We start from the raw sequence: 21,876 nt of genomic DNA, 5'->3' as shown, positions 1-21,876 counted from the left end.
ATGGCGCTGCCGCCCTGCCACGCGCTGTTCCAGTTCTACGTCGCCGACGGCGAGCTGTCCTGCCAGCTCTACCAGCGCAGCGCGGACCTGTTCCTCGGCGTGCCGTTCAACATCGCGAGCTACGCGCTGCTCACGCACATGATCGCCCAGCAGGTGGGCCTCGGCGTCGGCGACTTCGTCTGGACCGGCGGCGACTGCCACATCTACGACAACCACACCGAGCAGGTCCGCACCCAGCTCGCGCGGGAGCCGCGGCCGTTCCCGCGGCTGGTCCTCAAACCCGCCGACAGCCTGTTCGACTACACCTACGAGCACATCTCCCTCGAGGGCTACGACCCGCACCCCGCCATCCCGGCGCCGGTGGCGGTGTGACGAACCGGTGATCGGGCTCGTCTGGGCGCAGTCGGCGAACGGCGTCATCGGCCGCGACGGCGCGTTGCCGTGGCACCTGCCGGAGGACATGGCGCACTTCCGCAGCCTGACCGCGGGCTCCACCGTGCTGATGGGCAGGCGCACGTGGGAGTCGCTGCCGCCGCGGTTCCGGCCGTTGCCGGGCAGGCGCAACCTCGTGCTGTCGCGCACCCCGCAGGACGGGGTGGAGACGTTCCCCGGCCTGGAGCAGGCCCTCGCCGCGGTGTCCGGGGACGTGTGGGTGATCGGCGGCGCGGCCGTGTACCGGGCGGCGCTGCCGCTCGCGGACCGGATCGTGGTCACCGAGCTGCGCGAGCACTTCGAGGGAGACACGCACGCGCCGGACGTCGGGCGCCCGCCGGACGAGGTCGGGGAGTGGCGGGTCTCCTCGACCGGGTTGCACTACCGGTTCCTCACCTGGACGTAGCGAACCGCAGCGCGGGCACCGCCCACAGGCCGGAGGCGGTGCGCAGCCGGGCCCGGTCCAGGTCCTGCACGCGGAACCGCCGGCCGTCCCGGCGCGTCACCGCCTCGACGGTGGCGGTGAGCCCCCCGCACGAGCGCAGCGCCCCGAGGCCGGTGTCGAACACCCGCGCGGCGATGGCGTTCTCCCCGGCCCGCAGGTGGCCGGTGACGTCGACCACGGACGGCGCCGCCCACGCCCACCCGCACCGCGCCGTTCACCAACACCTGCGCGACCTCGCCCACCGGCGCGGTGATCCCGGCGCGGAACGAGGCGCCGAACAGGCCGCGCTCGCCGTCGACCTCCGGCGCCCGGCCGGACCGGTCCGAGGTCGAGCAGGGCGCGCTCGCCGAGCCGCTCCGCCGGTACGTGGACGGTCCGGTGGGCGGCTCCTGCTCGGATCGGTCGCCGATGTGGGCGGCGACGAGCGGGCAGCCTGCGGCGGCGGTCTCCTCGGCGATGTGCGGCCCGCCGTAGGACCAGCCGCTTTCGAGGGTGACGTCGAAGCGCGACCCGAGCCGGGCCGCGGTCTCGGCGGCGAGCCTCAGCCACGACGGGCTCGGACAGGAAACCGCCGCCCGCGCGGTCGGCCTCGGCCGCCGACAGCGGGCAGACGGCCGCGACCTCGACGCCGCCGATGCCGGCCGCCGCCATGGCCGGAAGCTCCCGGGCCGGCTCGGCCTCCTCGATGAAGGGGCCGAACCACCACCAGCACGTCATCACCCGCCGTCCGGCGGGGGAGCGGCGAAACCCGCTCGCGGCGATCGCGCGGCCCGGCCCGGTGACGACAACGTCTCGACTCCCCTGAACGCGATTGGTCCGCGGGTGGGGTTTGACGCAATCAGTTGGTTGCTATAGCGTGTGTCGCAACCAGTTGGTTGCTACTTGAGGAGCGAGGATGGCTTTCCCGGACCGCATCGAACGCACCGTCGAGCTCACCCACCCGCCGCAGAAGGTGTGGGCGGCGATCACCACGGCCGAGGGCCTCGGCACCTGGTTCGGCCACAAGGCCACCGTCGACCTGCGCCCCGGCGGGGCGGCCCGGCTGAGCTGGGGCGACGGGAACACGGCCGACCTGCGCATCGAGCGGGTCGACGAGCCGCGCCTGTTCGCGTTCACCTGGCACGTCCACGGCCTGCCCGAGGGCGACCCGCGCCGTACCTACGTCGAGTTCACCCTCGAGCCGGTCGGCGCGGGGACGCGGCTCACGGTCGTCGAGAGCGGCTTCGCGCAGCTGCCGGACGAGGCGCACCGCGCCGCGTTCGATGGCAACACCGACGGTTGGCGGCGCGAACTGGGCGAGCTGGTTGACTACCTCGATGCCGCCGCCTGATCTCGAGGCGACCGCCGAGCGGGTCTTCGTCGCCCTGGCCGACCCCACCCGGCGCGCCATCCTGGCCGCGCTGGCGACCCACGGTCCGTCCACGGCGACCGAGCTCGCCGATCGGCTGCCGATCACCCGGCAGGCGATCGCCAAACACCTGGCCCTGCTGTCGGACGCGGGCCTGGTGGCAGCACAACAGGGGGAGCGGCGGCGCGTGCGGTTCCGGCTCTGCTCCGCCCCGATGCAGGTGGCGCAGCAGTTCCTCGCCGCGCTCGCCCGCGACTGGGACGGCTCCCTCGCCGCGTTGCAGCGGCACCTCGACGGATGAGAGGCGAGGAAAGCGATGAGGACACCCGAGATCGTCCCGGCCGACGAGTGGGAAGCCGCCCGCGCGCGGCTGCTCGGGCAGGAGAAGGCGCTGACCCGCGCCCGCGACGCGCTGGCCGCGGAGCGCAGGCGCATGCCGTGGATGTCCGTGGACACCGACTACGCGTTCGACGGCCCGCGCGGGCGGGTGAGCCTGCTCGACCTGTTCGAGGGCCGCCGGCAGCTGGTCGCGTACCGGGCGTTCTTCGAGCCCGGCGTGCACGGATGGCCGGACCGGCCGTGCGTCGGCTGCTCGATGATGGCCGACCAGGTCGCCCACCTCGCCCACCTCAACGCGCGCGACACCACGCTCGCCTACGTGTCGCGCGCGCCGCAGGCGGACATCGCGCGGGTGAAGGCCCGGATGGGCTGGGCGATGCCCTGGTACACGATCACCGACGGGTTCGACGCCGACTTCGGTGTGGCCGAGTGGCACGGCACCAACGCCTTCATCCGCGACGGCGACCGGGTCTTCCGCACCTACTTCGTCGAGGCCCGGGGCGACGAGGCACTGGGCAGCGCGTGGTCCTACCTGCACATCACCGCGCTCGGCAGGCAGGAGGAGTGGGAGGACTCCCCGGAGGGCTACCCGCAGACCCCGCCGTACACGTGGTGGAACTGGCACGACGCCTACGGCGACAGCGCGGCTCCCCCCGCGGGTGAGGAGCAGGTGCGCCGGGCCGTGGCGTCGGGGCTGCTCGGCGACTGAGCCCTACCGGACGAGCGGACGCAGCCGCGCCGCGAAGCGCTCGGGGTCGCCGACGAACCCGACGTGGTCGCCGGGGAACAGCACCGGCTCGGTCCCGAGCGCCGCGGCGAGCGCCCGGGACACCCGGTCGCAGTGCTGGCCCGCCGACCCCTCGCCGATCCCCACGACGATCCGGTCCGCCGCCGCGCGCAGCGCCCTCAGGTCGGGCCGCCAGGCGACCGTGCCGCGCAGCTCGTGGGCGAACCAGCGGCGCTCGTCGGCGAGGACGCGCGGGTCGCGGTGGCCACCGAACATCGCCTCCAGCGCGCCCTCGGGGAGCTCGATGTTCGCCTGCGCCATGAACTTCGCCCACGCCCCGAGGGCGTCGCCGCCCAGGTAGGTGGCGATGAGGTCGTCGGTCTGCGCGAGGAACCGCTCGCGGTCCGGGAGCAGCGCGGCGAACGGCGGCTCGTGGGCGACGACCGCGCGCACGAGCCCGGGGTGGTTCTGGACGAGGGCGAGCGCGGTCACCGCCCCGCCGCTCGACCCGAACACCGTGGCCGGGCCGGCGTCGACGCGGACGACGAGCCGGGCGAGGTCGTCCGCCCGCAGCTCGGGGGTCGAGTCCTGGTCGGGGTCGTCGAGCGGGCTGCGGTTCGTGCCGCGCGGGTCGGTGGTCAGCACGGTGTGGTCGGCGGCCAGCCGGTCGGCGAGCGGGGCGAACGCCGCCGCGTCCATCGGCGCGCCGACGAGCACCACGAGCGGGCCCGAGCCGCGCACCTCGTGGTACAGGCGGGCGCCGGGGACGGTCAGGGTCGCGGTGATCGGGGCGGGGGCGGTGCGGGACACGAGGATCCTCCTGGTCGTGCGGTGCGGTCAGGAGGTGGGTCGCGCGCGGCGGGCCGGATTCATCGCTCCGACGCGGTCAGACCGGGCCGACGACCCGGAACGTGTTGACGATGCGGTCCACCGCTTCGAGGTCGCGCTCGCCGTTGACCCGCACCTGCACCCCGATGAGGTACTCGCGGCCGGGTGGCGCGGCGCCGATCACGACGAACTCCGCCCCGACACCGCCGGTCCGGGGCGGCGCGCACGTCGACGCGGCGGATCCCGTCGGGACCGACGTACGGGGTGCCGTCGACCTGGCTCCACCCGGCGGGCACCTCGACCTGGATCGCCCCGGTGTCGTCGGTGATCGGGACGTACCGCCGGTAGGTCGCCGCGGTTGCGGAGCACATCGCAGTACTCGCGCATCGTCCCGTCGGTGGCGAGGGCGAGGTTCTCGAGCTTCGTGATGACGTCGCCCGCTGCGATGCCCGCCCGATCGGCGGGCGAGCCGGACCGCACCGACGCCACCCAGACGCCGCTCACGCCGCCGTCGACCGCCACGGCGTGGCCGTTGACCCCGATCGAGTCCACGTCGGTGCCCCGCGCAGCCGGGTGATCAACTCCTGCGCGTCGGGCGTCGAGATCGGCGTGGGGCGGTCGGTCAGGCCGTCGTCCGCGTAGTTGATCCCGACGACGCGGCCGGTCTCGGCCGCGAGGGGGCCGCCGGAGTTGCCCGGGTTGACGGTGGCGTCGCGCCCGAGGACGCCGTCGACGGACGCCCAGCTCGTCTCGCCGACCGTGGCCGCCGTCGAGACGACACCCCGGGTCGCGGTGAACTCGGTCGCGCCGAGGGGTGGCCGGCGGCGTACACCCCGAGGCCGGGCCGGACCTCCTCGGTCGACAGCCACAGCACCGGGAACCCCTCGCCGTCGATGTCGATCACGGCGAGGTCGGAGCACGCCGACGCGCCGAGCGCGCGTGCGTTGCGCGGCCGCTCCTCGCCCGGCACGTGGACCTCGAGCGTCGCCGCGCCGGTCACCACGTGGTTGTTGGTGATCGCGACCCCCGACGGGTCGATGATGAAGCCGCTGCCGGAGCCCACCTGGTTGAGCTGCTCGCCCTGCGGGGACCGGAAGGTCCCGGTCGCGGTGGTGCGGATCGTGGCCGCGCGGCGCGGCCTCGAGCGGGTCGGTGCCGCCGCAGGCGGGCACGGCCGCGGCGAGCCCCAGGACCGGGGCGACGAGGAGGAGCCGGCGGGAGCGGGATGCGCAGCGAGCCATCGTGGTCCTCCGATGCGGCGCGAGGTGGCGACCCACCCGGCCGGCGCCGACAGGGCGTTACCGCGCCTGGGTTACAGTGCCCGCGATTCCTCAGACAAGTAGAGGGGTGCGGGGATGGTCGCCCAGCTCCAACGGCATCCGCTCGCCGCGCAGGTCGCCGATGCGCTGCTGGAGCGCATTCGCGCCGGGGAATGGCCGCTCGGTCACCGCCTCCCCGCGGAGACCGTGCTGGCCGCGCGGCTGGGCGTCGGGCGCTCCACGCTACGGGAGGCGATCCGCGAGCTCGCCGGCAAGGGTGTGCTCGACAGCCGCCAGGGCGCGGGCGTGTTCGTCACCGCGCTCGACGTCCCCGACGACTGGGACGCCGTCCTGCGCCGGGCCGACGTCGCGGCGGTGCTCGAGGCACGGATCGCGATCGAGGCCGAGGCGGCGGCGCTGGCGGCGGCGCGGCGCACGCCCGCCGACGTCCGCGCGCTGCGCCGTGCGCTCGCCGGCCGGGCGCCCGCGGGCCGCTGCGTGGACGACCACGTGGACGCCGACATGGCCTTCCACCGCGCCGTGATCGTCGCAGCGCACAACGAGGTGCTGGTCGAGCTGTTCGACGCGTTCGTGCCGCGGGTGCGCACGGCCATGGTCCACATGCTGCGGGCGCGCCCGCTCGCGTCGGAAGAGGCCGACCACGAGGCGCACGCCCGCCTGGTCGAGGCGATCGCGCGGCGGGACGCGCCCGCGGCGGCCGCGGCGAGCCGCACCCACCTCACCGCGTTGAAGGAGGCGCTCGGATGAGGACGCCGGTCCTCGAGCTCGACGACGTGACGTTCCGCCGCGCGGGAAAGCAGATCCTGCACGGCGTGTCGTTCACCGTCGGCGAGGGCGAGCACTGGGCGCTGCTCGGGCCCAACGGCGCGGGCAAGAGCACCGTGCTCGGGTTCTGCGGGGCCGTCACCCACCCGACCACCGGCACCGTGCGCGTGCTCGGCCACCAGCTCGGGCGCGTCGAGCTGCAGGCGCTGCGCCGCGCCATCGGGCACGTCAACCCGCGCCACCCGCTGCGCTCACCGCTCACCGCGCTCGAGGTCGTGCTCACCGGCCTCACCGGCAGCATCGAGGTGCCCCCGCGGTGGACGCCTGAGGCCGCCCAGCTCGCGGCGGCCCATGACCTGCTGCGCGAGTTCGGGCTCGCGGGGAAGGCGGAGGACCGCTGGCCCACGCTGTCGCAGGGGGAGCGGGGCCGGGTGCTGATCGCCCGCGCCCTGATCCCCGGGCCGCGGTTGCTGCTGCTCGACGAGCCGACCACCGGGCTGGACGTCGCGGCGCGCGAGCAGCTCCTCGAGGCGATCGACGGGCTGGACGCCACGCACCCCGGCACCGCGTCGGTGCTGGTCACCCACCACCTCGAGGAGCTGCCGACCACCACCTCCCACGCGCTGCTGCTCGCCGACGGGCGGGTGGTCGCGGCCGGGCCGGTGGACGAGGTGGTGACCAGCCGCACCGTCAGCAGGGCGTTCGCCCACCCCATCGAGGTCGAGCGCCGCGACGGGCGGTGGAGCGCCCGCGCGGGCCGGCTGCTCCCGGCCGCGGGCACCTGACCCGCGCCCGCGAGGCGCGCCCCGCGTGTCCGCGAGTCGCGCTCTCGGTGTCCGCGAGTCGCGGTCTGGGTGTGGGCGAGTCGCGCGCTCGGTGTGCGCGAGTCGCGCCGGGCGCGCGGGTCAGTCGGACGGGCCCCTCGGCGTCGGAACCCTCCCCAGGGACGAGGCCGGGCAGGTGAACATGTCATCGACGCGGCAGTCGCAGCGGTGGCAGGCGCCCGCCAGCTTGGCCGGGTCCGGGCCGAGCCGGAGGGCGATCTCAACGAACGTGCAGCAGTGCGCGTGGTCGCCGCGGATCGAGTTGGCGCCGCTGTGGCATCCGGGGTGCGAGCAGCGCTGCACCTGCGGCACGCCATGGCCGGAGGTCATTGGCGGAGTTTGGGCCGATCATCCGGTTCCGTGCCATGCCCCGAAAGCCTTCTGCGCCCGGGCACGATGGGTGACGAGCGGCTGAGCGGCGCGTTCGTCGCGCCGCCGCGCGGAACCGGGCGGCGATTGCAGTCGAACGGGTGACCGGCTCAGTCGTCGACGGCGCGGGTCTCCCAGAGGATGCGTCCGGTGGCGCCCGGCTGCCCGAACTGCGGGTTGGGTGCCGAGGCGGTGAACGTCGCGACCTGGCCGGGCTGCACGTCCAGCGGGTGGTTCGCGACGACGTTGCCGTCGGCGGAGACCTCGAGGCGACCCCGTGCCGCGCCGGTGCCGGTGTTGGTCACCGTGATGGTGACGTTGCAGGTCTCCGTCGTGCACAGCGGGTCCGGCTCGAGCTGGATCCCGACGTTCGGGCGTTCCTGCAACACCTGGGCCAACGTCTTCGGGGTCGCTTCCTGGCGCACCCGCGCGGCCGCACCGGCCACGGCGGCGACCTGCTCGTCGGTGGCCCTGCTGACCGGCACCGGCGGGGTCTGCGACTCCGGCGCGACGTCCAGCGCGAGCACCGGGTGCGCGTCCTCGCTGCCGACGACCACGCGCCGTGCCCCGTCGAACAGCACGATCCCGGTGCGGCCCTCCACCAGCTGTTGCTCGATCGCCTGCCACTGTGCGGGGTCCTCACCGCGCACGTGGTCGGCGAGCGCGGGCCCGGACAGGCGCAGCAGGGGGTCGATCTCCTGGGTCTCGGTGAGCGGCTCGGCCACCCAGGTGTCGGCGAGGTCGTCGGCCCGCGTCGGGTGGTGGTACAGCCACCACTCCCGGTTGGCGCGGATCAGCCCGCCCGAGCCGTCCCAGAGCAGCTCGGCGGTGGCCCGGCCGCCGTCGCGGGTGAGGGTGCCCGACGCGCCGTCGGCGGTGACGGTGAGGTCGAAGCGGATCTCGCCGCCGTCGTTCGCGGCGACGGCGCCCTGGTAGTGGGCGCCGGGCCAGCCTGCGACGTCAGCGGCGGCCGAGGTGGCGAGGTCGGCGGGGCTCGTGCGCGCGACCGAGAACACCAGCGCGATCCCGGCGGCGACCGCGACCAGCACGCCGACGACCGTCAGCGGCCACGCCCGCCGCTTCACCGGCTTCGGGGCGGCCGGCGGGCCGACGACCGAGGTCAGGCCGGTGGTGTGGCCGCCCCTGGGCGTGGTCGGGGGGCCCGAGCGCGGCGCGCGCCGCTCGGCGGTGGAGACGGGCGGGGGATCGGTGCGCTGCTGCGGAACCGCCTGCTCGCCGAACGACCATGCGCCGGTGCGGGGCGAGGTGTCCGGTGCGGGCTGCGGGGGCTCGGCGGGCGGTGGCGGTGCGGCGGGGGCCGGGCCCACCGCAGGCATCGTGCCGGTGGCGGGCGGGGGCGGCGCCGCCGCGGGGGAGTCCGCGGCGGCCGGGGCCTGCGGCGGTGTGGACGCCGCGGGGGCGGCCGCCGGGGTGGCCGGGGTGAACAGGTCGCCCGACGGCGCCGGGATCGGGTCGGGTGCGGGACCCGCGGGTTGCGGCGCTGCAGGGCCGGACGGCGGCGTGACCGGGGTGAACAGGTCCGCGGGCGGTGCGGGCTCCGCGGCCGGAGCGGGCGGAGCTGGCGGTGCCCCGGGGGCGATCAGGTCGGCCGCGGGGTCCGCGGGTGGAGCGGCGGCCGCCGCCGCGACGTCCGGAGCCGCTGGGGCATCGGTCGGGACGACGGGCTGCGGCCCGGTCTCCGCGGCCGCCTCGGCCGGGGCGGCCGCGGGCTCGAACAGGCTGGCGGGGGACGCGCCCGGCCCGGGGTCGCTCCGGTCGGTCGGCGGAGCGGGGACCGCGGGCTGCTCCACGGTCGCGGGCGTCGCATCCCGTGGGGCCGGGTCCGGCGGGACCGGCTGCTGGGGTGCACCGTTCGCCGGTGCCGGGTTGTGGTCTGCCGGCGTCGGCGGTGCCGGGTGCTGGGGCGGTGGGTCGTCGTGCGCCGCGTTCTGCGCAGGCGCGGCCGCCGACGCTGCGTTCTCGGGTTCCGGGGCCTGCGACACCGCGACCTGGGGTGCGCCGTTCTGAGGTGCCGGCTGCTGCGCCGCCTGCTGCCGGGGTGCCGGGTCCGGCTGGGGTGCACCGTCGGGTGCCGGGGCGCCCTGTTCGGGCTTCTGCGGCGCAGGGCTCTGGAAGGCCGGGTCCGGCGGCGCCGGGTGCTGGGGCGTCCCGTGCAGCGCCTGCGCCTGCTGGGTCGGGTTGTGCGGGGCCGGGTTCGACCGGGGCGCGCCGTTGGGTGTCGAGGCGCTGGAGTCGGGGCCTTGCGGCGCGGTGGTCTGGAACGCCTGCGGCGTCGGGTGTTGGACCGTCGCGTGCGGGGCCTGCGCCGGCTGGGCCGGGTCCGGCTGGGGTGCGCCGTCGGGTGCCGGGGCGTTCGTTCCGGGGGGTTGCGGCGCAGGGGTCTGACACGCCGCGGTCTGCGGCCCGGGGTGCCGGGGCGACCCGTACGGGGCGTTCCGTGGCGCGGGGTCGTGCGGTGCCGGCGGCTGCTGCGTCGGGTTGGGCGGGGCCGGGTTCGGCTGGGGCGCGCCGTTCGGTGCCGGGGCGCCGGACCCGGGGGCCTGCGGCGCCGAGGTCGGGAACACCGCGGCCTGCGGTGCGGGGGACGCCGGACCGGTGTTCTGCTGCGCCGGGTGCTGGACCGCGCCGTTCTGCGGTGCCGGGGCCGTCGGCGCCGGGTTCAGCACCTGGTTCCGGGGTGCCGGTGGGGCACCCGCCGGGGACCGGGATGCCGGGCCCGGCGCTGCCGCGTTCCCGGGCGCCGGTGCGTCCGGCGCGTCCGGCACCGCCGGCAGCGGTCCGGTCATGAACCACGACGACGGCTCCGCGGTCGGCACCACGGGCTGCGCCGCCGTCTCGGGCGGGATGACCGGCTGGGCCGCCGTCTCGGCGGCGGGGGAGAACCACGAGTTCGCCTCCGAGGCGGGCAGCGGGCCGGTCGCGTCCGCGGGCGGCTGCACGGGAAGCGGGCCCGTCGCGTCGGCCCGGCCCACGGGGCGCGCCGGCCCAGCGGTGACGTTGCCGGAACCCTCCGTGACGCCCGCGGGCTCGGACCGCCCGGTGCCCGCGCCGGGTGCGTCCATCCTGGTCCCTCCCCCCGTCGGCCACGCGCGATCGAGTGATCGAACGATGGACGGCTCGGTGGCGGCTCGCCCAGTGTGCTGTGCGGTGGATCACGCCCGGTCACCCGGGCGTGCCGGCCCCAGCTTCGCACGTCGCCCGCCGCGGCCCTCGCGCACCCGTGGATCACGCCGGATCACCCGACGAGCGTCCCCCGCCCCGCCCCGGCGCGGGCCGACCGCAGGCGCGCGATGATCGCCGGGCCGACCAGCAGCAGCACCGCGAGCGCGAGCACCACGACGCACAGCGGCCGGGTGAACACGATCAGCAGGTTCCCGTCCCCGATGGCGCTGGTCTGCACCAGCGCCTTCTCGAACAGCGGGCCGAGCACCAACCCGAGCACGAGCGGGGCGGTGGGGAAGCCGAGCCGCTTCATCGCGTACCCGACGAGGCCGAACACGAGCACCACCCAGACGCTGAAGGTGTTGTTGGAGATCGCGTACGCCCCGAGCAGGCTCGTGAACAGGATCAGCGGGTAGAGGTAGCCGTAGGGCACGCGCAGCAGCTGCGCGAACACCGGGGCGAGCGGCAGGTTGAGCACCAGCAGGATCAGGTTGCCGATGAAGAACGACGCGAGCAGGCCCCACACCAGCTCCGGCTGCTGGTCGAACAGCAGCGGGCCGGGCTGGATGCCGTAGATCGTGAACGCCCCGAGCAGCACGGCCGTGGTCGCCCCGCCCGGGACGCCGAGCGTCAGCGTCGGCACGAAGTTCGCGTTGGCGGCGGCGTTGTTCGCGCTCTCCGGGGCCGCGACGCCCTCGATCGCGCCGCTGCCGAACTCGTCCTTGTGCTTCGAGACCCGCCGCTCGATCCCGTACGCCATGAACGACGCGAGCGTCGAGCCCGCGCCCGGGAGGCAGCCGAACAGGAACCCGACCCCGCTGCCGCGCAGGATCGCGCCGCCGGAGCGGCGCAGGTCGGTCCGGCTGATCAACAGCTCGCGGAAGCGCGCGCGGATCGGCGCGGCGGCGCCCTCGTGGATCTGGTTCAGCACCTCGCCCACCGCGAACAGGCCGATCATCACCTCGACGAACGGGATGCCGGAGAGCAGGTCCACCGAGCCGAACGTGTAGCGGGCGACGCCGCTGCCGGTGTCGACACCCACCAGCGCGATCACCAGCCCGAGCACGGCCATCGTGGAGCCGAGGACCCGGTTCTCACCGGAGAAGCTCACGATCGTCGCGAGCCCGAGCACCATCACCGCGAGCATCTCCGGCGGGCCGAACCGCAGCGCGAAGGCCGCGAACGGGGGAGCGAGCGCGATGAGCAGCGCGAGCGAGACGATCGCGGCGACGAACGAGCCGATCGCCGCGATCGACAGCGCCGCCCCCGCCCGTCCCCGCCGGGCCATCTGGTAGCCGTCGATCGTCGTGACGACCGTCGCGGCCTCGCCCGGCGTCGAGATGAGGACCGACGTGATCGTGCCGCCGTACTGGGCGCCGTAGTAGATCCCGGCGAGCATGATCAGCGCGGACACCGGCTCGAGGTCCAGCGTGAGCGGCAGCAGGATCGCCACGCCGGTGGTGGAGCCGAGGCCGGGCAGCACGCCGATCACGGTGCCCAGCAGGACGCCGACGAAGCACCACATCAGGTTCTCGGCGGTCAGCGCGGTGCTGAAGCCGAGGATCAGGTTGTCGAGCACGCCGTCACCACCCGAGCAGGTCGCCGACGGCCCCGGTCGGCAGCGGGACGTTCAGGAACTCGGAGAAGACGCCGTAGCCCGCGGCCACGGCGACCGCCGCGACGAGGAGCGCCACGAGCGGTGGCCGCCGCTCGACGACGGCGGAGACGAACAGCACCATCAGGCCGAGCGCAGGCAGGAACCCCAGCAGCGGGACGAGCAGCACCGCGACCGGCAGGGCGGCGACCACCGTCCACAACTGCCGCGAGCGGCGCGCCTCGGTGCCGTCCGGCTCGGCGGGGGTGGGGGCGGCGCGGCGCAGGCGGGTGGCGAGCTGCCCCGCCGACAGCAGGAACAGCAGCAGGCCCGTGACCATGGGCAGGAGCCCGGGGCCGACCCTGCCCTCCTCGCCGAAGAGCCCGTAGCCGAACGAGCTGCCGAACACGGCCGCGCCGAGCGCTGCCAGCACCCCGAACGCGACGGCCTGGGCGCGCGGGCCCGCGGCCTGCGGCGCCGGGGCGCTCACGACGACGCGAGCGCCTGCTCCAGCAGCGCCCTGTTCTCGTCGAGGTAGGCCACGAACTCGTCGCCCGCCGTGCTGATCGGCTGCAGGTAGCTCTCCTCGACGTAGGAGCGGTACTCGTCGGTCTCGAGGGCCCGCTGCAGCGTCTCGATCCAGAAGGTGCGCTGCTCCGGGCTGATGCCGCCGGGCGCGAGCACGCCGCGGAACTGCGCGAACGACACCGGGATGCCCTGCTCGGCGGCGGTCGGGATGTTCTGCAGCTCGCCGTAGGGGTAGCGCTGGTCGGCGAACGCGCACACGGCGCGCAGGTCGCCCGACTCGAGCTGGCCGATGACCTCGCCCGGGTTCAGCGACGCGATGTCGATCTGCCCCCCGAGGAGCGCCGCGACGAGCTCGCCGCCCGACTCGAACGCCACCCGGTCGAACCGCACGCCCGTCTCGTCCTCGGTCAGGCTGAGCACGATGTTGTCCAGCCCGGTCTGGCCGCTGATGCCCGCGACGACGCGGCCGGTGCGCGCGGCCTCGACCACGTCGGGGCAGGTCTGGTACGGCGCCGCGGCGGGCACCACGAGGAGCGTGAAGTCCTCGGCGATCTTCATGATCGGCGTGAAGTCCTCGAACGTGAACTCCACCTGGCCGCTCGTCGGCAGGGCGAGCAGGGCGGTCTCGGTGGCGAGCAGGGTCTCGGCGTCCCCGTTGCGACCGAGGAAATAGGAGTAGCCGACGGCGCCCGATCCGCCCTCCCGGTTCTCGACGGAGACGCTGATGTCGGGATCGGCCGCCTCGATCGCGGCGGCGAGCGCGCGCCCGGCCCGGTCGCTGCCGCCGCCCGCGGCGAACGGGACGACCATCGTGACGTCGCCGTCGGGCCGCCAGCCTCCCGCGTCGTCGGCGCCGTCCGCCCCGCCGCCGCCTCCGCACCCGGCCAGCGCGAGCGCGCCGACCACCGCGGCCGCCAGCGCGGCCCTGGTACCTGCACGGATCATGTCGGGTCCTCCCTCTCGCGCGTGTCGGACGGGTCGGGTCCCCGGCCGGGGAGGGCGGCGCCGCCCCCGGCCACGAGCTCGTGGATCTCGTCGTCGGAGTAACCGACGGACCGCAGGGCGTCGGCCGTGCCCTCGCCGAGCAGCGGGCCCGCGGGTCCGCGGACGGTCGGCGTGCGCGACAGGCGCATCGGCGAGCCGAGCTGGCGCACCGGGCCCATCGCCGGGTGCGGCGCGTCCCAGAAGTAGCCGCGCCGGCGCAGGTGCTCGTCGGTGAACACCTGCGCGTAGTCGGCGATGGGGGCGCACGGCACGCCGGCGGCGTCGAGCGCGCGCACGAGGTCGGCGCTGGTCCAGCGGCGGGTGACGGCCTCGATCTCGGGAATCAGCGCGTCGCGGTGGGCGAAGCGGCTGGACGCGTCGGTGTAGCGGGGGTCGGTGCGCTGGGCGTCCAGGCCGAGCACGTCGCAGAGCCCCGCCCACGTCTTCGGGGTGACCGCGCCGAGCGTGACGTGGCCGTCGGCCGTCCGGATGGCCTGGTAGGGCGCGCTGGTCTGGTGCGCCGACCCGAGCGGCCTGCCGACCTCCCCGGTGGCGAAGTAGCGGCCCGCCTCCCAGACCGCGAAGGACACGCCCGCCTCGAACAGGGAGACGTCGACGTGCTGGCCGAGCCCGGTCCGGTCGCGCTCCCGCAGGGCGGCGGTGACGGCGAGCGCGATGTACAGCGCGCAGACCAGATCGCAGATCGGCACGCCGATCTTGGTCGGTTCCCCGTCCGGGGTGCCGGTGATGCTCATGAGCCCGCCGCGGGCCTGCGCCATGATGTCCAGCCCCGGCAGCGCCGCGAGCGGGCCGTCCTGGCCCCACCCGGACGCGGACGCGTAGACCAGCCCCGGCGCGACCGCGGAGACGGCCTCGTAGTCGAGCCCCAGCTTGCGCATCGCGCCCGGCCGCAGGTTCTCGACGAGGACGTCCGCCGACGCGGCGAGCCGCAGCAGCGCCTCCCGCCCGCCGTCGGTCTTGAGGTCCAGGGCGACGGATCGTTTGTTGCGGTTGAGCCGCGCGAACGGGGAGCTGTGTCCGTCGACGAACGGGCCGGTCGTGCGGACCGGATCGCCCGATCCGGGCTGCTCGATCTTCAGCACGGTGGCGCCCAGGTCGGCGAGCTGCATGGTCGCGAACGGGGCGGCCATGAAGGCGCCGACCTCGAGCACGGTGATGCCGGCGAGAGGTGGGCGGTCCCGGTCCGGCACGCGCGCCTCCGGAGTCTTGGCAGCAATGGCAAGCTGAACTACTGTCTACAGAAGTCAGTCGCCTGAAGACAAGGGCGAATTTGGGAGGTGCCCGGTGTCCGCCCCGTCCGGCCGGCGCATCGAGGCGCCGCCGAGCATCACCCAGCTCGCCGCGTCCGCCGTCCGAAAGATGATCTTGTCGGGGGAACTGCGGCCCGGCGACCGCGTGGTGGAGAGCCAGGTGGCGGGCACCCTGGGCGTGAGCAAACCGCCGCTGCGGGAGGCCCTGCGGGTGCTCGAGCAGGAGGGCCTCGTCGTCCGGACCCCGCGCCGCGGCGTCGTGGTCACCCCGCTGACGCTGCACGACGTCTACGAGATCGTCACCCTGCGCCACGACCTGGAGCGCCTCGCCGTCGACCTCGGCGTGCCGTGCCGCGCCCCCGAGCGCATCGAGCGCTGCCGCGCGGCCCTCGCCGAGCTCGAACGGGCCGCGGAGGCGGGCGACGCGGCCGCCGTCACCGAGCGGGGCTTCGCCTTCCACGTCGCCGTCGTCGGGCTCGCGGGGCACCGCAGGCTGGAGGAGGCCTACCGCTCGCTCGCCCTGCAGCTGCACCTGTGCATGGCGATGAACCGCCGCGCCCGCCGCACGCACGAGACGCTCGCCGGCGACGCGCGGCGCCACCGCCGGATCCTCGAGCTCGTCGAGGCCGGCGACCCGGCCGCCGTCCACCACGAGCTCGCCCACCACGGCGACCGCAGCTTCCTGCTGGAGGCGGACGAGACCTTCCCCGGCGGCTCGCCCGAGTCGCTGGCCTGGCTGGAGCAGGTGCGCGGAGGCAGTCGATGAGGATCGTGCTCGGCAACGACCACGCGGGGTTCCCGCTCAAGGAGCACGTCCGCTCCGTGCTGGAACGACTCGGCCACGAGGTGCTCGACGTGGGCGCCCGGGGGACCGACCCGGTGGACTTCCCGGACGTCGCCAAGGCCGTGAGCGCCCCGGTCCGCGCGGGCGAGGCCGACCGGGGCGTGATGGTGTGCGGCACCGGGGTGGGCGCCGCGATCGCCGCCAACAAGATCGCGGGGATCAGGGCGACCGTCGCCCACGACACCTACACCGCGCGCCAGGCCGTCGAGCACGACGACGTGAACGTCGTGTGCCTCGGCGCGTGGCTGGTCGGCCCGGCGATCGCCACGCAGGTGCTCGAGGAGTTCCTGGCGGCGCGCTTCCGGTCCGACGACCCGGACTTCCGCCGCCGCGTGCAGCTGCTGCACGACATGGAACGGGAGATGGCGACCGACACCGCCTGAAACCGCAAAGGAGCGGACCGTGGCGAACCCGGCCGAGACGACGCAGTTCCTCACCTACCCGGAGCCGCCGCAACAGTTGCGGCGCAGGCTCACCCTGGTCACCGCCCTGTCGGTGCTCGGCCCGGGCGCGATCGTCGCGTCGGCCAACATCGGCAGCGGCGAGATGGTGTTCGCCGCGCGGGGCGGCGCACTCTTCGGCTACGCCCTGCTCTGGGCGTTCGTCGTCTCGGCGGCGGCCAAGGCGGCGCTCGCCTACTCGTTCAACCGCTACACCGTGGTCACCGGGGAGCACCCGATGTCCCGCTGGGCCACCCTGTTCCGCGGCCCGCGCGGGTGGTTCACGCTGCTCATGGGCGTGGTGTCGATCGCGGCCGTCCCGTCGTGGGTGGGTGGGCTCGGCGTCGCGCTCGGCGACCTCATGGCCACGACCACCGCGATCGGCACCGGAGCGCTGTGGGCCACCGGCCTGATCGTGCTGTCCGGGGTGCTGTCCTGGGTCGGCGGCTACGAGCGCCTCGAGCGCGCCCAGACCGTGATCGTCGGGTTCATGCTGATCGCCATCGCGGTCAGCGTGGTGGTGCTGCGGCCGGACTGGCTGGGCGTGGTGACCGGCTTCCTGCCGACCGTGCCCGAGTAAACGACTGGGTCGCGGGCGCCTACCCGGACCTCGCCGAGCGCGCGGTGTGGCTGGAGCTCGCGGTGTACCTGGGCGCGGTCGGCGGCGGCACCTACGACTACATCGGCTACGCCGGGATGCTGCGCGAGAAGCGGTGGGGGATGCTCGGCCGCGAGGACCAGGCCGGGCTCGCCGAGCGGCTCGCCGCGCTGCCCCGCGGCGCCCGGCTGCCGCTCTCGCCGGACGCCGAGCAGGTCGAGCGGGGCCGGGCGTGGGGCCGCGCCGCGCTCGGCGACACGGTGCTGTCGTTCGTCGCGATCGCGGTGTTCGCCAGCATGTTCATGATCAACGGGGCGTCGCTGCTCGCCGCGCAGCAGCAGATCCCCGAGGGCAACGACACCCTGACCTACCAGGCGCAGTTCCTCACCGCGGTGCACCCGACGCTCGAGTACCTGTACCACGTCGCGGTCTTCTTCGCGTTCTTCGGCTCGCTGTACGCGTTCTGGGAGCTGTACACCTATACCGCCTACGAGACGGTCTCGCCGGTGTTCGCCCGGCTGCGCCGCGCGGGCCAGCCCGCCCTGCGGCCGTGGATGTACGGCTACATCCTCGTCGCGAGCCTCGCCCTGGTGTGGACCGTCGGTGAGCTCGTCGTGATCGTGACGCCGGCGTCGGTGCTCGGCGGCCTTCTGACCTCGGGCCTGTTCTGCCTCGCGATCCTGTGGACCGAGCGGAAGGTCCTCCCGCCCGCGTACCGGCTCACCACGGCGGGCCGGTGGTGGGTGCTGCTGTCCGGGATCCTGCTGACGGTGCTGGGGGTGGTCTCGACGTGGCAGCTGCTCGCGTGACGCCCCGGAACTGCAGGAAAGCCACTTTCCTGAAGCTGCACTTCAGGAAAGTGGCTTTCCTGAAGCGGGCGGTGCCGCGGTGAGGCCCGGCAGCGCCGTCGCCACCGCGTGCCTCGCCGTGCTGTCGGTGTGGCACGCCGCCGACGGGGAGCCGGTGTGGGCGGCCGTCTTCGCCGGGCTCGCGCTCGTCCACCTCGCCTTCGCACTGCGCCGGCCCGGCGTGGCGCGCGCCCCCGGGCCCGCCGATCCGGCTCGCCGCACCTGGGTGCGGATCGCGATCGCCAACCTCGTGCTCGCCGTCGCCGCGGTGTTCTGGTTCCCGCCGCTGGGTCTCGTGCTGGCCGGGTTGGGGGTGTACTCGGCCCACCGCGCCCGGGTGCGGACGCCCGCCTGATCGCGCAGGGCCGTGTCCCGGCCCCGCCCCAGGGCGGCTTCACACGGCGTGGGTGTGCTGCACACACACCGCCGGCGCCGTGTGAAACGCACTCCCGGTTGGTGAAGTCGCTGGTGGGCGCCCACCAACGCCCGTGATCGGCCCCGCCCGTCGTGTCCGCCGTCACTCATGGCAAATTATGAGTACGGCGTACCCCGCTCCGCGGTCCATCGTTGGTCGGGATGGGGTGGTCGCGGCGACGGGCTGCCCGCAGGGGGGATCCATGATCGAGCTCCAGCGAGTCTCGAAGGTCTACGGCAACGGTGAGGTGCGGGTCCGCGCCCTCGGGCCGGTGGATCTCCTCGTCGAACAGGGCGACTTCGTCGCGATCATGGGCCCCTCCGGCTCGGGCAAGAGCACGATGATGAACATCCTCGGCTGCCTCGACGTGCCGACCGAGGGCCGCTACACGCTCGACGGGATCGACGTCTCGAGGCTGCGCGACAAGCAGCTCGCGGCCATCCGGAACACCCGGATCGGGTTCGTGTTCCAGTCGTTCAACCTCATCCCGCGCACGTCCGCGGTGCGCAACGTCGAGCTGCCGCTGATCTACGCGGGCGAGCGGCGGGGACGCAGGGAACGCGCGATGGCCGCGCTGGAACGGGTGGGGCTCGGCCAGCGGGCCGACCACATGCCCAACCAACTCTCCGGTGGGCAGCAGCAGCGCGTCGCGGTGGCGCGGGCGCTCGTGACCAACCCGGCGATCATCCTGGCCGACGAGCCCACCGGGAACCTCGACACCACGTCGACGGTCGAGGTCATGCAGCTGCTCACGGAGCTGAACGACGCGGGCCGCACCGTCGTGCTGATCACGCACGAGCCCGAGGTGGCGGAGTTCGCCAAGCGGGTGATCGAGCTGCGCGACGGCCAGATCGTCCGCGACGTACGGCAGAAGCAACTGGTCGCATGATCTGGGAGGTCGTGCGCATCGCGCTGCGTGGCCTGCGGGCCAACAAGCTGCGCTCGGCGCTCACCACGCTCGGCATCATCATCGGCGTCTCGGCGGTCATCCTGCTCACGGCGCTGGGCAACGGCATCCAGACCGGTTTCAACGAGCAGTTCGGCTCGCTCAACACCCAGATCACGATCACCCCGTCCGAGGGCGGGGTGCCGGGCGGTGGCCGGGCCCGCGACCTCACCGAGACCGACCTGGAGGCGCTGCTGCGCGACGCCCCCGACATCGCGACGGCCATCCCGATCGTCGGCGGCGCCGCGCTCCTGCAGCGCGAGGGCGACCAGTACCGCACGCGGGTCACCGGAACCACCGCCGACTACTTCCCGATCACCAACCGGGAGCTGACGGCGGGGCGGTCGTTCAACGACCAGGAGGTCCGCACCAACGCCAAGGTGGTGGTGCTCGGCCCGAACCCGGTGAACGAGCTGTTCGGCGGCAACCCGGCGAACGCGCTCAACCAGGAGATCCGCATCGGCAGGGCGGTGTTCCGGGTGATCGGCGTGGCGGAGGCGACCGGCCAGCAGGACGATGTGGCGATCATGCCGGTCGGCGCGGCCCGCAGCTACCTGACCGGCGGCGACGACGAGCTGGACACGATCATCGTGCGGGCGCGGTCGGCGGAGGCGGTGACGCCCGCCACGGAGCAGATCACCGAGATCCTCTCCGAACGCCACAACATCCGCGACCCCGCGAAGCGCGACTTCGACGTGCAGGCGCTGCAGCAGCAGATCCAGGAGGCGACGCAGTTCCTGTCGTTCCTGACGCTGTTCACCGGCGCGGTCGCGGGGATCTCGCTGGTGGTCGGCAGCATCGGCGTCGCCAACATCATGCTGGTCACGGTCACCGAGCGGACCCGGGAGATCGGCATCCGCAAGGCGATCGGCGCCCGGCCGCGGGTGATCCTGCTGCAGTTCCTGCTCGAGTCGGTCTTCCTGTCCGGGCTGGGCGGGCTCGTGGGGATCGCGCTCGGGGTGGGGCTCGCGGTCACCGGCGCGATCGTGCTGCCGCAGCTCATCCCCGACTTCCCGGCGCCCGCGGTCGACCCGTTCTCGATCGTGCTCGCGTTCACGATCAGCTTGATCATCGGACTCATCGCGGGCGGATACCCGGCCCACCGCGCGTCGCGGCTGCGCCCGATCGAGGCCCTCCGATACCAATGACCCGCGCGGGAGTCAGTGCAGAAGTGCTCATGGCAGGAGAACCCATGTCCCGAACGACCGGTCGGCGCGGCTGGGCGGCCGGCGCCATCGGTGCGGTCGCGGTGCTGGCCCTCACGGCGTGCACCGGCGAGGAGCCGCCACCGCCGACGCTGCGCGTGGACCGCGGCCCGGTCCAGTCGACGGTGTCGGCGTCCGGGACGCTCGTCGCGATCTCCGAGCAGTCCCTCGGCTTCCCGCGCGGCGGGCAGCTCAAGGAGGTGCTGGTCAACGTCGGCGACCAGGTCGTGCCCGGGCAGGAGCTCGCGCGCATCGACGACTTCGCGCTCCGCCAGACCCTCGAGCAGGAGCAGGCGAACCTCGCCGAGGCGCAGGCCGAGCTGGACCGCGCCCAGGGCGACAACCGGGTGCACGCCACCGGGCGCACCCTCGAGCAGGCCCGGGAGATCCTCGAGGCGGTCAAGAAGCAGGTCAAGGAGACCAACGACCTCAACGAGGCCGCCACCCGGCGGGCCCGCGAGTCGCTGGAGTTCGAGAAGAAGGTGCTCCGGCGCGCCTGGGACAGGCTGCGCGCGCTCGAGGAGGACTGCGACGAACCCGAGGTGAACTCCTTGAGCGTCGAGGAGGAGCCGGCGCCCTCATCGCAGGCACCCCGCGCGACGCAGCAACCGCGCTCGCGCGACGACGACAAGGACGAGGACGAGGACGACAGCACCGACGACGCGTCGTTCCTCGTCGAGGGCATCTCCTACCGCCCGGCCCAAACGCCGTCCTGCGAGGAGCAGATCGCCAGCGCCCGCACCGCCGTCGAGAACGCCAAGCGCGCGGTGCTGTCGGCGGAGGCGGAGCTGGACCGCGCCAAGCACCAGGAGGACCTCGACCGGGCGGCCGGCAAGGTGGCGATCGAGCGCGAGGAGCAGACCGTCATCTCCGCGGAGAACGACAGCGGCGCCGCCCGCAACGACCGCCCCGCCGACATCGAGGTCCGCAAGGCCCGGCTGCGCAACGCGCAGGCCGCCGTGCGGGTCGCGCAGCAGGACGTCGACAACACCGTGCTGTACGCGCCCACCGCGGGCACCGTCGCGGAGATCAACGGCCGGGTCGGCGAGTTCGTGGGCGACGCGTCCGGGACGACCCCGGTGGCGCCCGGGTCCACCGCGCGGATCCCGGACAGCGCCGACCTGACCTCCGAGGGTGGCCTCTCGGGCGGCGGGGGCGGGGGCGGCGGCCCGTTCATGGTCCTCTCCGACCTCGACACGTTCCAGCTGGTGGTGCCGTTCGAGGAGTCGGACGCGGCGCGGATCGCACCGAACCAGGAGGTGGAGGTCACCGTCGACGCCGTGCCCGACCTGCGGGCGCCCGCCACCGTGCTGTCGATCGCGCCGAAGGGCACGCCGTCGAGCGGGATCGTGGAGTACAACGCGACGATCGTGCTGCGCGAGGGCGACGCTCGGCTGCGCGACGGCCAGACCGCGCTCGCCGACGTGATCGTCGAGTCGGTGGACAACGTGCTGCGCGTGCCGTCGGCGGCGGTCCGGCGCGAGGGGGAGCGGACGCTCGTCGACGTCCGCGGGGCGGACGGCGAGCCGGTGCCGACGCCGTTCGAGGCCGGTGCCGTCGGCGACGAGTACACGCAGGTGCTGTCGGGCCTGCGGGAGGGCCAGGAGCTGCTGCTGCCGCCCGCCCCCGCCGCATCCGGCAGCAGCGGTGGCGGCCCCGGCGG

The 21,876-nt window shown here is 74.6% G+C and carries 25 protein-coding genes; 15 read left to right on the top strand and 10 right to left on the bottom strand.

Going from position 1 to position 21,876, the window contains the following annotated elements:
* On the top strand, positions 1-372 hold a 372-nt coding region (thyA, locus tag VKZ81_RS09740; protein ID WP_324241142.1), incomplete at its 5' end, for a thymidylate synthase.
* A 7-nt stretch (positions 373-379) separates the two neighbouring features.
* On the top strand, positions 380-838 hold the full coding sequence (locus tag VKZ81_RS09735) for a dihydrofolate reductase (RefSeq protein ID WP_324241141.1): 459 nt from the start codon (positions 380-382) through the stop codon (positions 836-838).
* On the opposite strand, the gene VKZ81_RS09730 is transcribed toward VKZ81_RS09735, so the two are convergent.
* Positions 825-1,055, bottom strand: a complete 231-nt coding sequence (locus VKZ81_RS09730) for a hypothetical protein (protein WP_324241140.1) — start codon at positions 1,053-1,055, stop codon at positions 825-827. The two genes, VKZ81_RS09735 and VKZ81_RS09730, sit on opposite strands and share 14 nt — an antisense overlap.
* Before the next feature lie 717 nt (positions 1,056-1,772).
* On the opposite strand from VKZ81_RS09730, the gene VKZ81_RS09725 reads away from it, so the two are divergent.
* From VKZ81_RS09725 to VKZ81_RS09715, 3 genes are read left to right on the top strand one after another with little or no spacing between them, the layout of a single operon-like run.
* Positions 1,773-2,207 (top strand): SRPBCC domain-containing protein, encoded by a 435-nt coding sequence (locus VKZ81_RS09725; protein WP_324241139.1) that lies wholly within the window; start codon positions 1,773-1,775, stop codon positions 2,205-2,207.
* Positions 2,194-2,526, top strand: coding sequence for an ArsR/SmtB family transcription factor (locus tag VKZ81_RS09720; protein ID WP_324241138.1), 333 nt, complete (start codon positions 2,194-2,196; stop codon positions 2,524-2,526). Before VKZ81_RS09725 ends, VKZ81_RS09720 begins: the two co-directional genes overlap by 14 nt.
* A gap of 15 nt (positions 2,527-2,541) precedes the next feature.
* The gene (locus VKZ81_RS09715; protein ID WP_324241137.1) at positions 2,542-3,273 is read left to right on the top strand and encodes a DUF899 domain-containing protein; all 732 of its coding nucleotides are present in this window, start codon (positions 2,542-2,544) and stop codon (positions 3,271-3,273) included.
* A gap of 3 nt (positions 3,274-3,276) precedes the next feature.
* Here VKZ81_RS09715 and VKZ81_RS09710 read toward each other — a convergent pair whose 3' ends face one another.
* The 4 genes from VKZ81_RS09710 to VKZ81_RS09700 all read right to left on the bottom strand — a co-directional run bounded on the left by VKZ81_RS09710 (position 3,277) and on the right by VKZ81_RS09700 (position 5,119).
* On the bottom strand, positions 3,277-4,101 hold the full coding sequence (locus VKZ81_RS09710; protein ID WP_324241136.1) for an alpha/beta fold hydrolase: 825 nt from the start codon (positions 4,099-4,101) through the stop codon (positions 3,277-3,279).
* A 76-nt stretch (positions 4,102-4,177) separates the two neighbouring features.
* On the bottom strand, positions 4,178-4,303 hold the full coding sequence (locus VKZ81_RS09705) for a hypothetical protein (protein WP_324241135.1): 126 nt from the start codon (positions 4,301-4,303) through the stop codon (positions 4,178-4,180).
* Positions 4,300-4,608 carry a PDZ domain-containing protein gene (locus tag VKZ81_RS35110; protein WP_491723614.1) on the bottom strand — a complete coding sequence of 103 codons (309 nt, stop codon included), beginning with the start codon at positions 4,606-4,608 and terminating at the stop codon, positions 4,300-4,302. The genes VKZ81_RS09705 and VKZ81_RS35110 overlap by 4 nt, the downstream gene beginning before the upstream one ends.
* 133 nt (positions 4,609-4,741) lie before the next feature.
* The gene (locus tag VKZ81_RS09700; RefSeq protein WP_414709353.1) at positions 4,742-5,119 is read right to left on the bottom strand and encodes a hypothetical protein; all 378 of its coding nucleotides are present in this window, start codon (positions 5,117-5,119) and stop codon (positions 4,742-4,744) included.
* A gap of 355 nt (positions 5,120-5,474) precedes the next feature.
* Between VKZ81_RS09700 and VKZ81_RS09695 the strand changes: the two genes are divergently transcribed.
* Together VKZ81_RS09695 and VKZ81_RS09690 are read left to right on the top strand one after the other, a co-directional pair.
* Positions 5,475-6,146, top strand: a complete 672-nt coding sequence (locus tag VKZ81_RS09695; protein ID WP_324241133.1) for a FadR/GntR family transcriptional regulator — start codon at positions 5,475-5,477, stop codon at positions 6,144-6,146.
* Positions 6,143-6,949, top strand: a complete 807-nt coding sequence (locus VKZ81_RS09690; RefSeq protein ID WP_324241132.1) for an ABC transporter ATP-binding protein — start codon at positions 6,143-6,145, stop codon at positions 6,947-6,949. Before VKZ81_RS09695 ends, VKZ81_RS09690 begins: the two co-directional genes overlap by 4 nt.
* A gap of 518 nt (positions 6,950-7,467) precedes the next feature.
* On the opposite strand, the gene VKZ81_RS09685 is transcribed toward VKZ81_RS09690, so the two are convergent.
* The 5 genes from VKZ81_RS09685 to VKZ81_RS09665 all read right to left on the bottom strand — a co-directional run bounded on the left by VKZ81_RS09685 (position 7,468) and on the right by VKZ81_RS09665 (position 14,857).
* On the bottom strand, positions 7,468-10,440 hold the full coding sequence (locus VKZ81_RS09685; protein WP_324241131.1) for a hypothetical protein: 2,973 nt from the start codon (positions 10,438-10,440) through the stop codon (positions 7,468-7,470).
* 173 nt (positions 10,441-10,613) lie between these two features.
* A complete protein-coding gene (locus tag VKZ81_RS09680) occupies positions 10,614-12,119 on the bottom strand; it encodes a tripartite tricarboxylate transporter permease (RefSeq protein WP_324241130.1) in 1,506 nt (501 codons plus the stop codon).
* 4 nt (positions 12,120-12,123) lie between these two features.
* Complete coding sequence (locus tag VKZ81_RS09675; RefSeq protein WP_324241129.1) at positions 12,124-12,624, bottom strand: tripartite tricarboxylate transporter TctB family protein; 501 nt, start codon at positions 12,622-12,624, stop codon at positions 12,124-12,126.
* Entirely contained in the window at positions 12,621-13,607 is a 987-nt protein-coding gene (locus tag VKZ81_RS09670) for a tripartite tricarboxylate transporter substrate binding protein (protein ID WP_324241128.1), read from the bottom strand. The genes VKZ81_RS09675 and VKZ81_RS09670 overlap by 4 nt, the downstream gene beginning before the upstream one ends.
* Complete coding sequence (locus VKZ81_RS09665) at positions 13,604-14,857, bottom strand: CaiB/BaiF CoA transferase family protein (protein ID WP_324241127.1); 1,254 nt, start codon at positions 14,855-14,857, stop codon at positions 13,604-13,606. Before VKZ81_RS09665 ends, VKZ81_RS09670 begins: the two co-directional genes overlap by 4 nt.
* Positions 14,858-14,951: 94 nt before the next feature.
* On the opposite strand from VKZ81_RS09665, the gene VKZ81_RS09660 reads away from it, so the two are divergent.
* The 8 genes from VKZ81_RS09660 to VKZ81_RS09625 form a co-directional block, all read left to right on the top strand.
* Entirely contained in the window at positions 14,952-15,683 is a 732-nt protein-coding gene (locus VKZ81_RS09660) for a GntR family transcriptional regulator (RefSeq protein ID WP_324241126.1), read from the top strand.
* A complete protein-coding gene (locus VKZ81_RS09655; RefSeq protein ID WP_324241125.1) occupies positions 15,680-16,144 on the top strand; it encodes an RpiB/LacA/LacB family sugar-phosphate isomerase in 465 nt (154 codons plus the stop codon). Before VKZ81_RS09660 ends, VKZ81_RS09655 begins: the two co-directional genes overlap by 4 nt.
* Positions 16,145-16,163: 19 nt before the next feature.
* Positions 16,164-16,781, top strand: coding sequence for an Nramp family divalent metal transporter (locus VKZ81_RS09650; protein WP_324241124.1), 618 nt, complete (start codon positions 16,164-16,166; stop codon positions 16,779-16,781).
* Between the two features lie 44 nt (positions 16,782-16,825).
* A complete protein-coding gene (locus VKZ81_RS09645) occupies positions 16,826-17,608 on the top strand; it encodes a hypothetical protein (RefSeq protein WP_324241123.1) in 783 nt (260 codons plus the stop codon).
* A gap of 79 nt (positions 17,609-17,687) precedes the next feature.
* Positions 17,688-18,002, top strand: a complete 315-nt coding sequence (locus tag VKZ81_RS09640) for a hypothetical protein (protein ID WP_324241122.1) — start codon at positions 17,688-17,690, stop codon at positions 18,000-18,002.
* A 262-nt stretch (positions 18,003-18,264) separates the two neighbouring features.
* On the top strand, positions 18,265-18,951 hold the full coding sequence (locus VKZ81_RS09635; RefSeq protein WP_324241121.1) for an ABC transporter ATP-binding protein: 687 nt from the start codon (positions 18,265-18,267) through the stop codon (positions 18,949-18,951).
* Entirely contained in the window at positions 18,948-20,156 is a 1,209-nt protein-coding gene (locus tag VKZ81_RS09630; protein WP_324241120.1) for an ABC transporter permease, read from the top strand. Before VKZ81_RS09635 ends, VKZ81_RS09630 begins: the two co-directional genes overlap by 4 nt.
* Before the next feature lie 44 nt (positions 20,157-20,200).
* On the top strand, positions 20,201-21,876 hold a 1,676-nt coding region (locus tag VKZ81_RS09625), incomplete at its 3' end, for an efflux RND transporter periplasmic adaptor subunit (protein ID WP_324241119.1).

This window comes from Pseudonocardia sp., assembly GCF_035305885.1.
In the GTDB taxonomy this organism is placed as follows: domain Bacteria; phylum Actinomycetota; class Actinomycetes; order Mycobacteriales; family Pseudonocardiaceae; genus Pseudonocardia.
This window is presented reverse-complemented; position numbering and strand designations above follow the sequence as displayed.

Bases quoted from the DNA above. Each gene is read 5' to 3' on its own strand.
- VKZ81_RS09695 (WP_324241133.1), top strand. From the start codon at position 5,475: ATGGTCGCCCAGCTCCAACGGCATCCGCTCGCCGCGCAGGTCGCCGAT.
- VKZ81_RS09720 (WP_324241138.1), top strand. From the start codon at position 2,194: ATGCCGCCGCCTGATCTCGAGGCGACCGCCGAGCGGGTCTTCGTCGCC.
- VKZ81_RS09690 (WP_324241132.1), top strand. From the start codon at position 6,143: ATGAGGACGCCGGTCCTCGAGCTCGACGACGTGACGTTCCGCCGCGCG.
- VKZ81_RS09655 (WP_324241125.1), top strand. From the start codon at position 15,680: ATGAGGATCGTGCTCGGCAACGACCACGCGGGGTTCCCGCTCAAGGAG.
- VKZ81_RS09685 (WP_324241131.1), bottom strand. From the start codon at position 10,440: ATGGACGCACCCGGCGCGGGCACCGGGCGGTCCGAGCCCGCGGGCGTC.
- VKZ81_RS09725 (WP_324241139.1), top strand. From the start codon at position 1,773: ATGGCTTTCCCGGACCGCATCGAACGCACCGTCGAGCTCACCCACCCG.
- VKZ81_RS09715 (WP_324241137.1), top strand. From the start codon at position 2,542: ATGAGGACACCCGAGATCGTCCCGGCCGACGAGTGGGAAGCCGCCCGC.
- VKZ81_RS09670 (WP_324241128.1), bottom strand. From the start codon at position 13,607: ATGATCCGTGCAGGTACCAGGGCCGCGCTGGCGGCCGCGGTGGTCGGC.
- VKZ81_RS09630 (WP_324241120.1), top strand. From the start codon at position 18,948: ATGATCTGGGAGGTCGTGCGCATCGCGCTGCGTGGCCTGCGGGCCAAC.
- VKZ81_RS09635 (WP_324241121.1), top strand. From the start codon at position 18,265: ATGATCGAGCTCCAGCGAGTCTCGAAGGTCTACGGCAACGGTGAGGTG.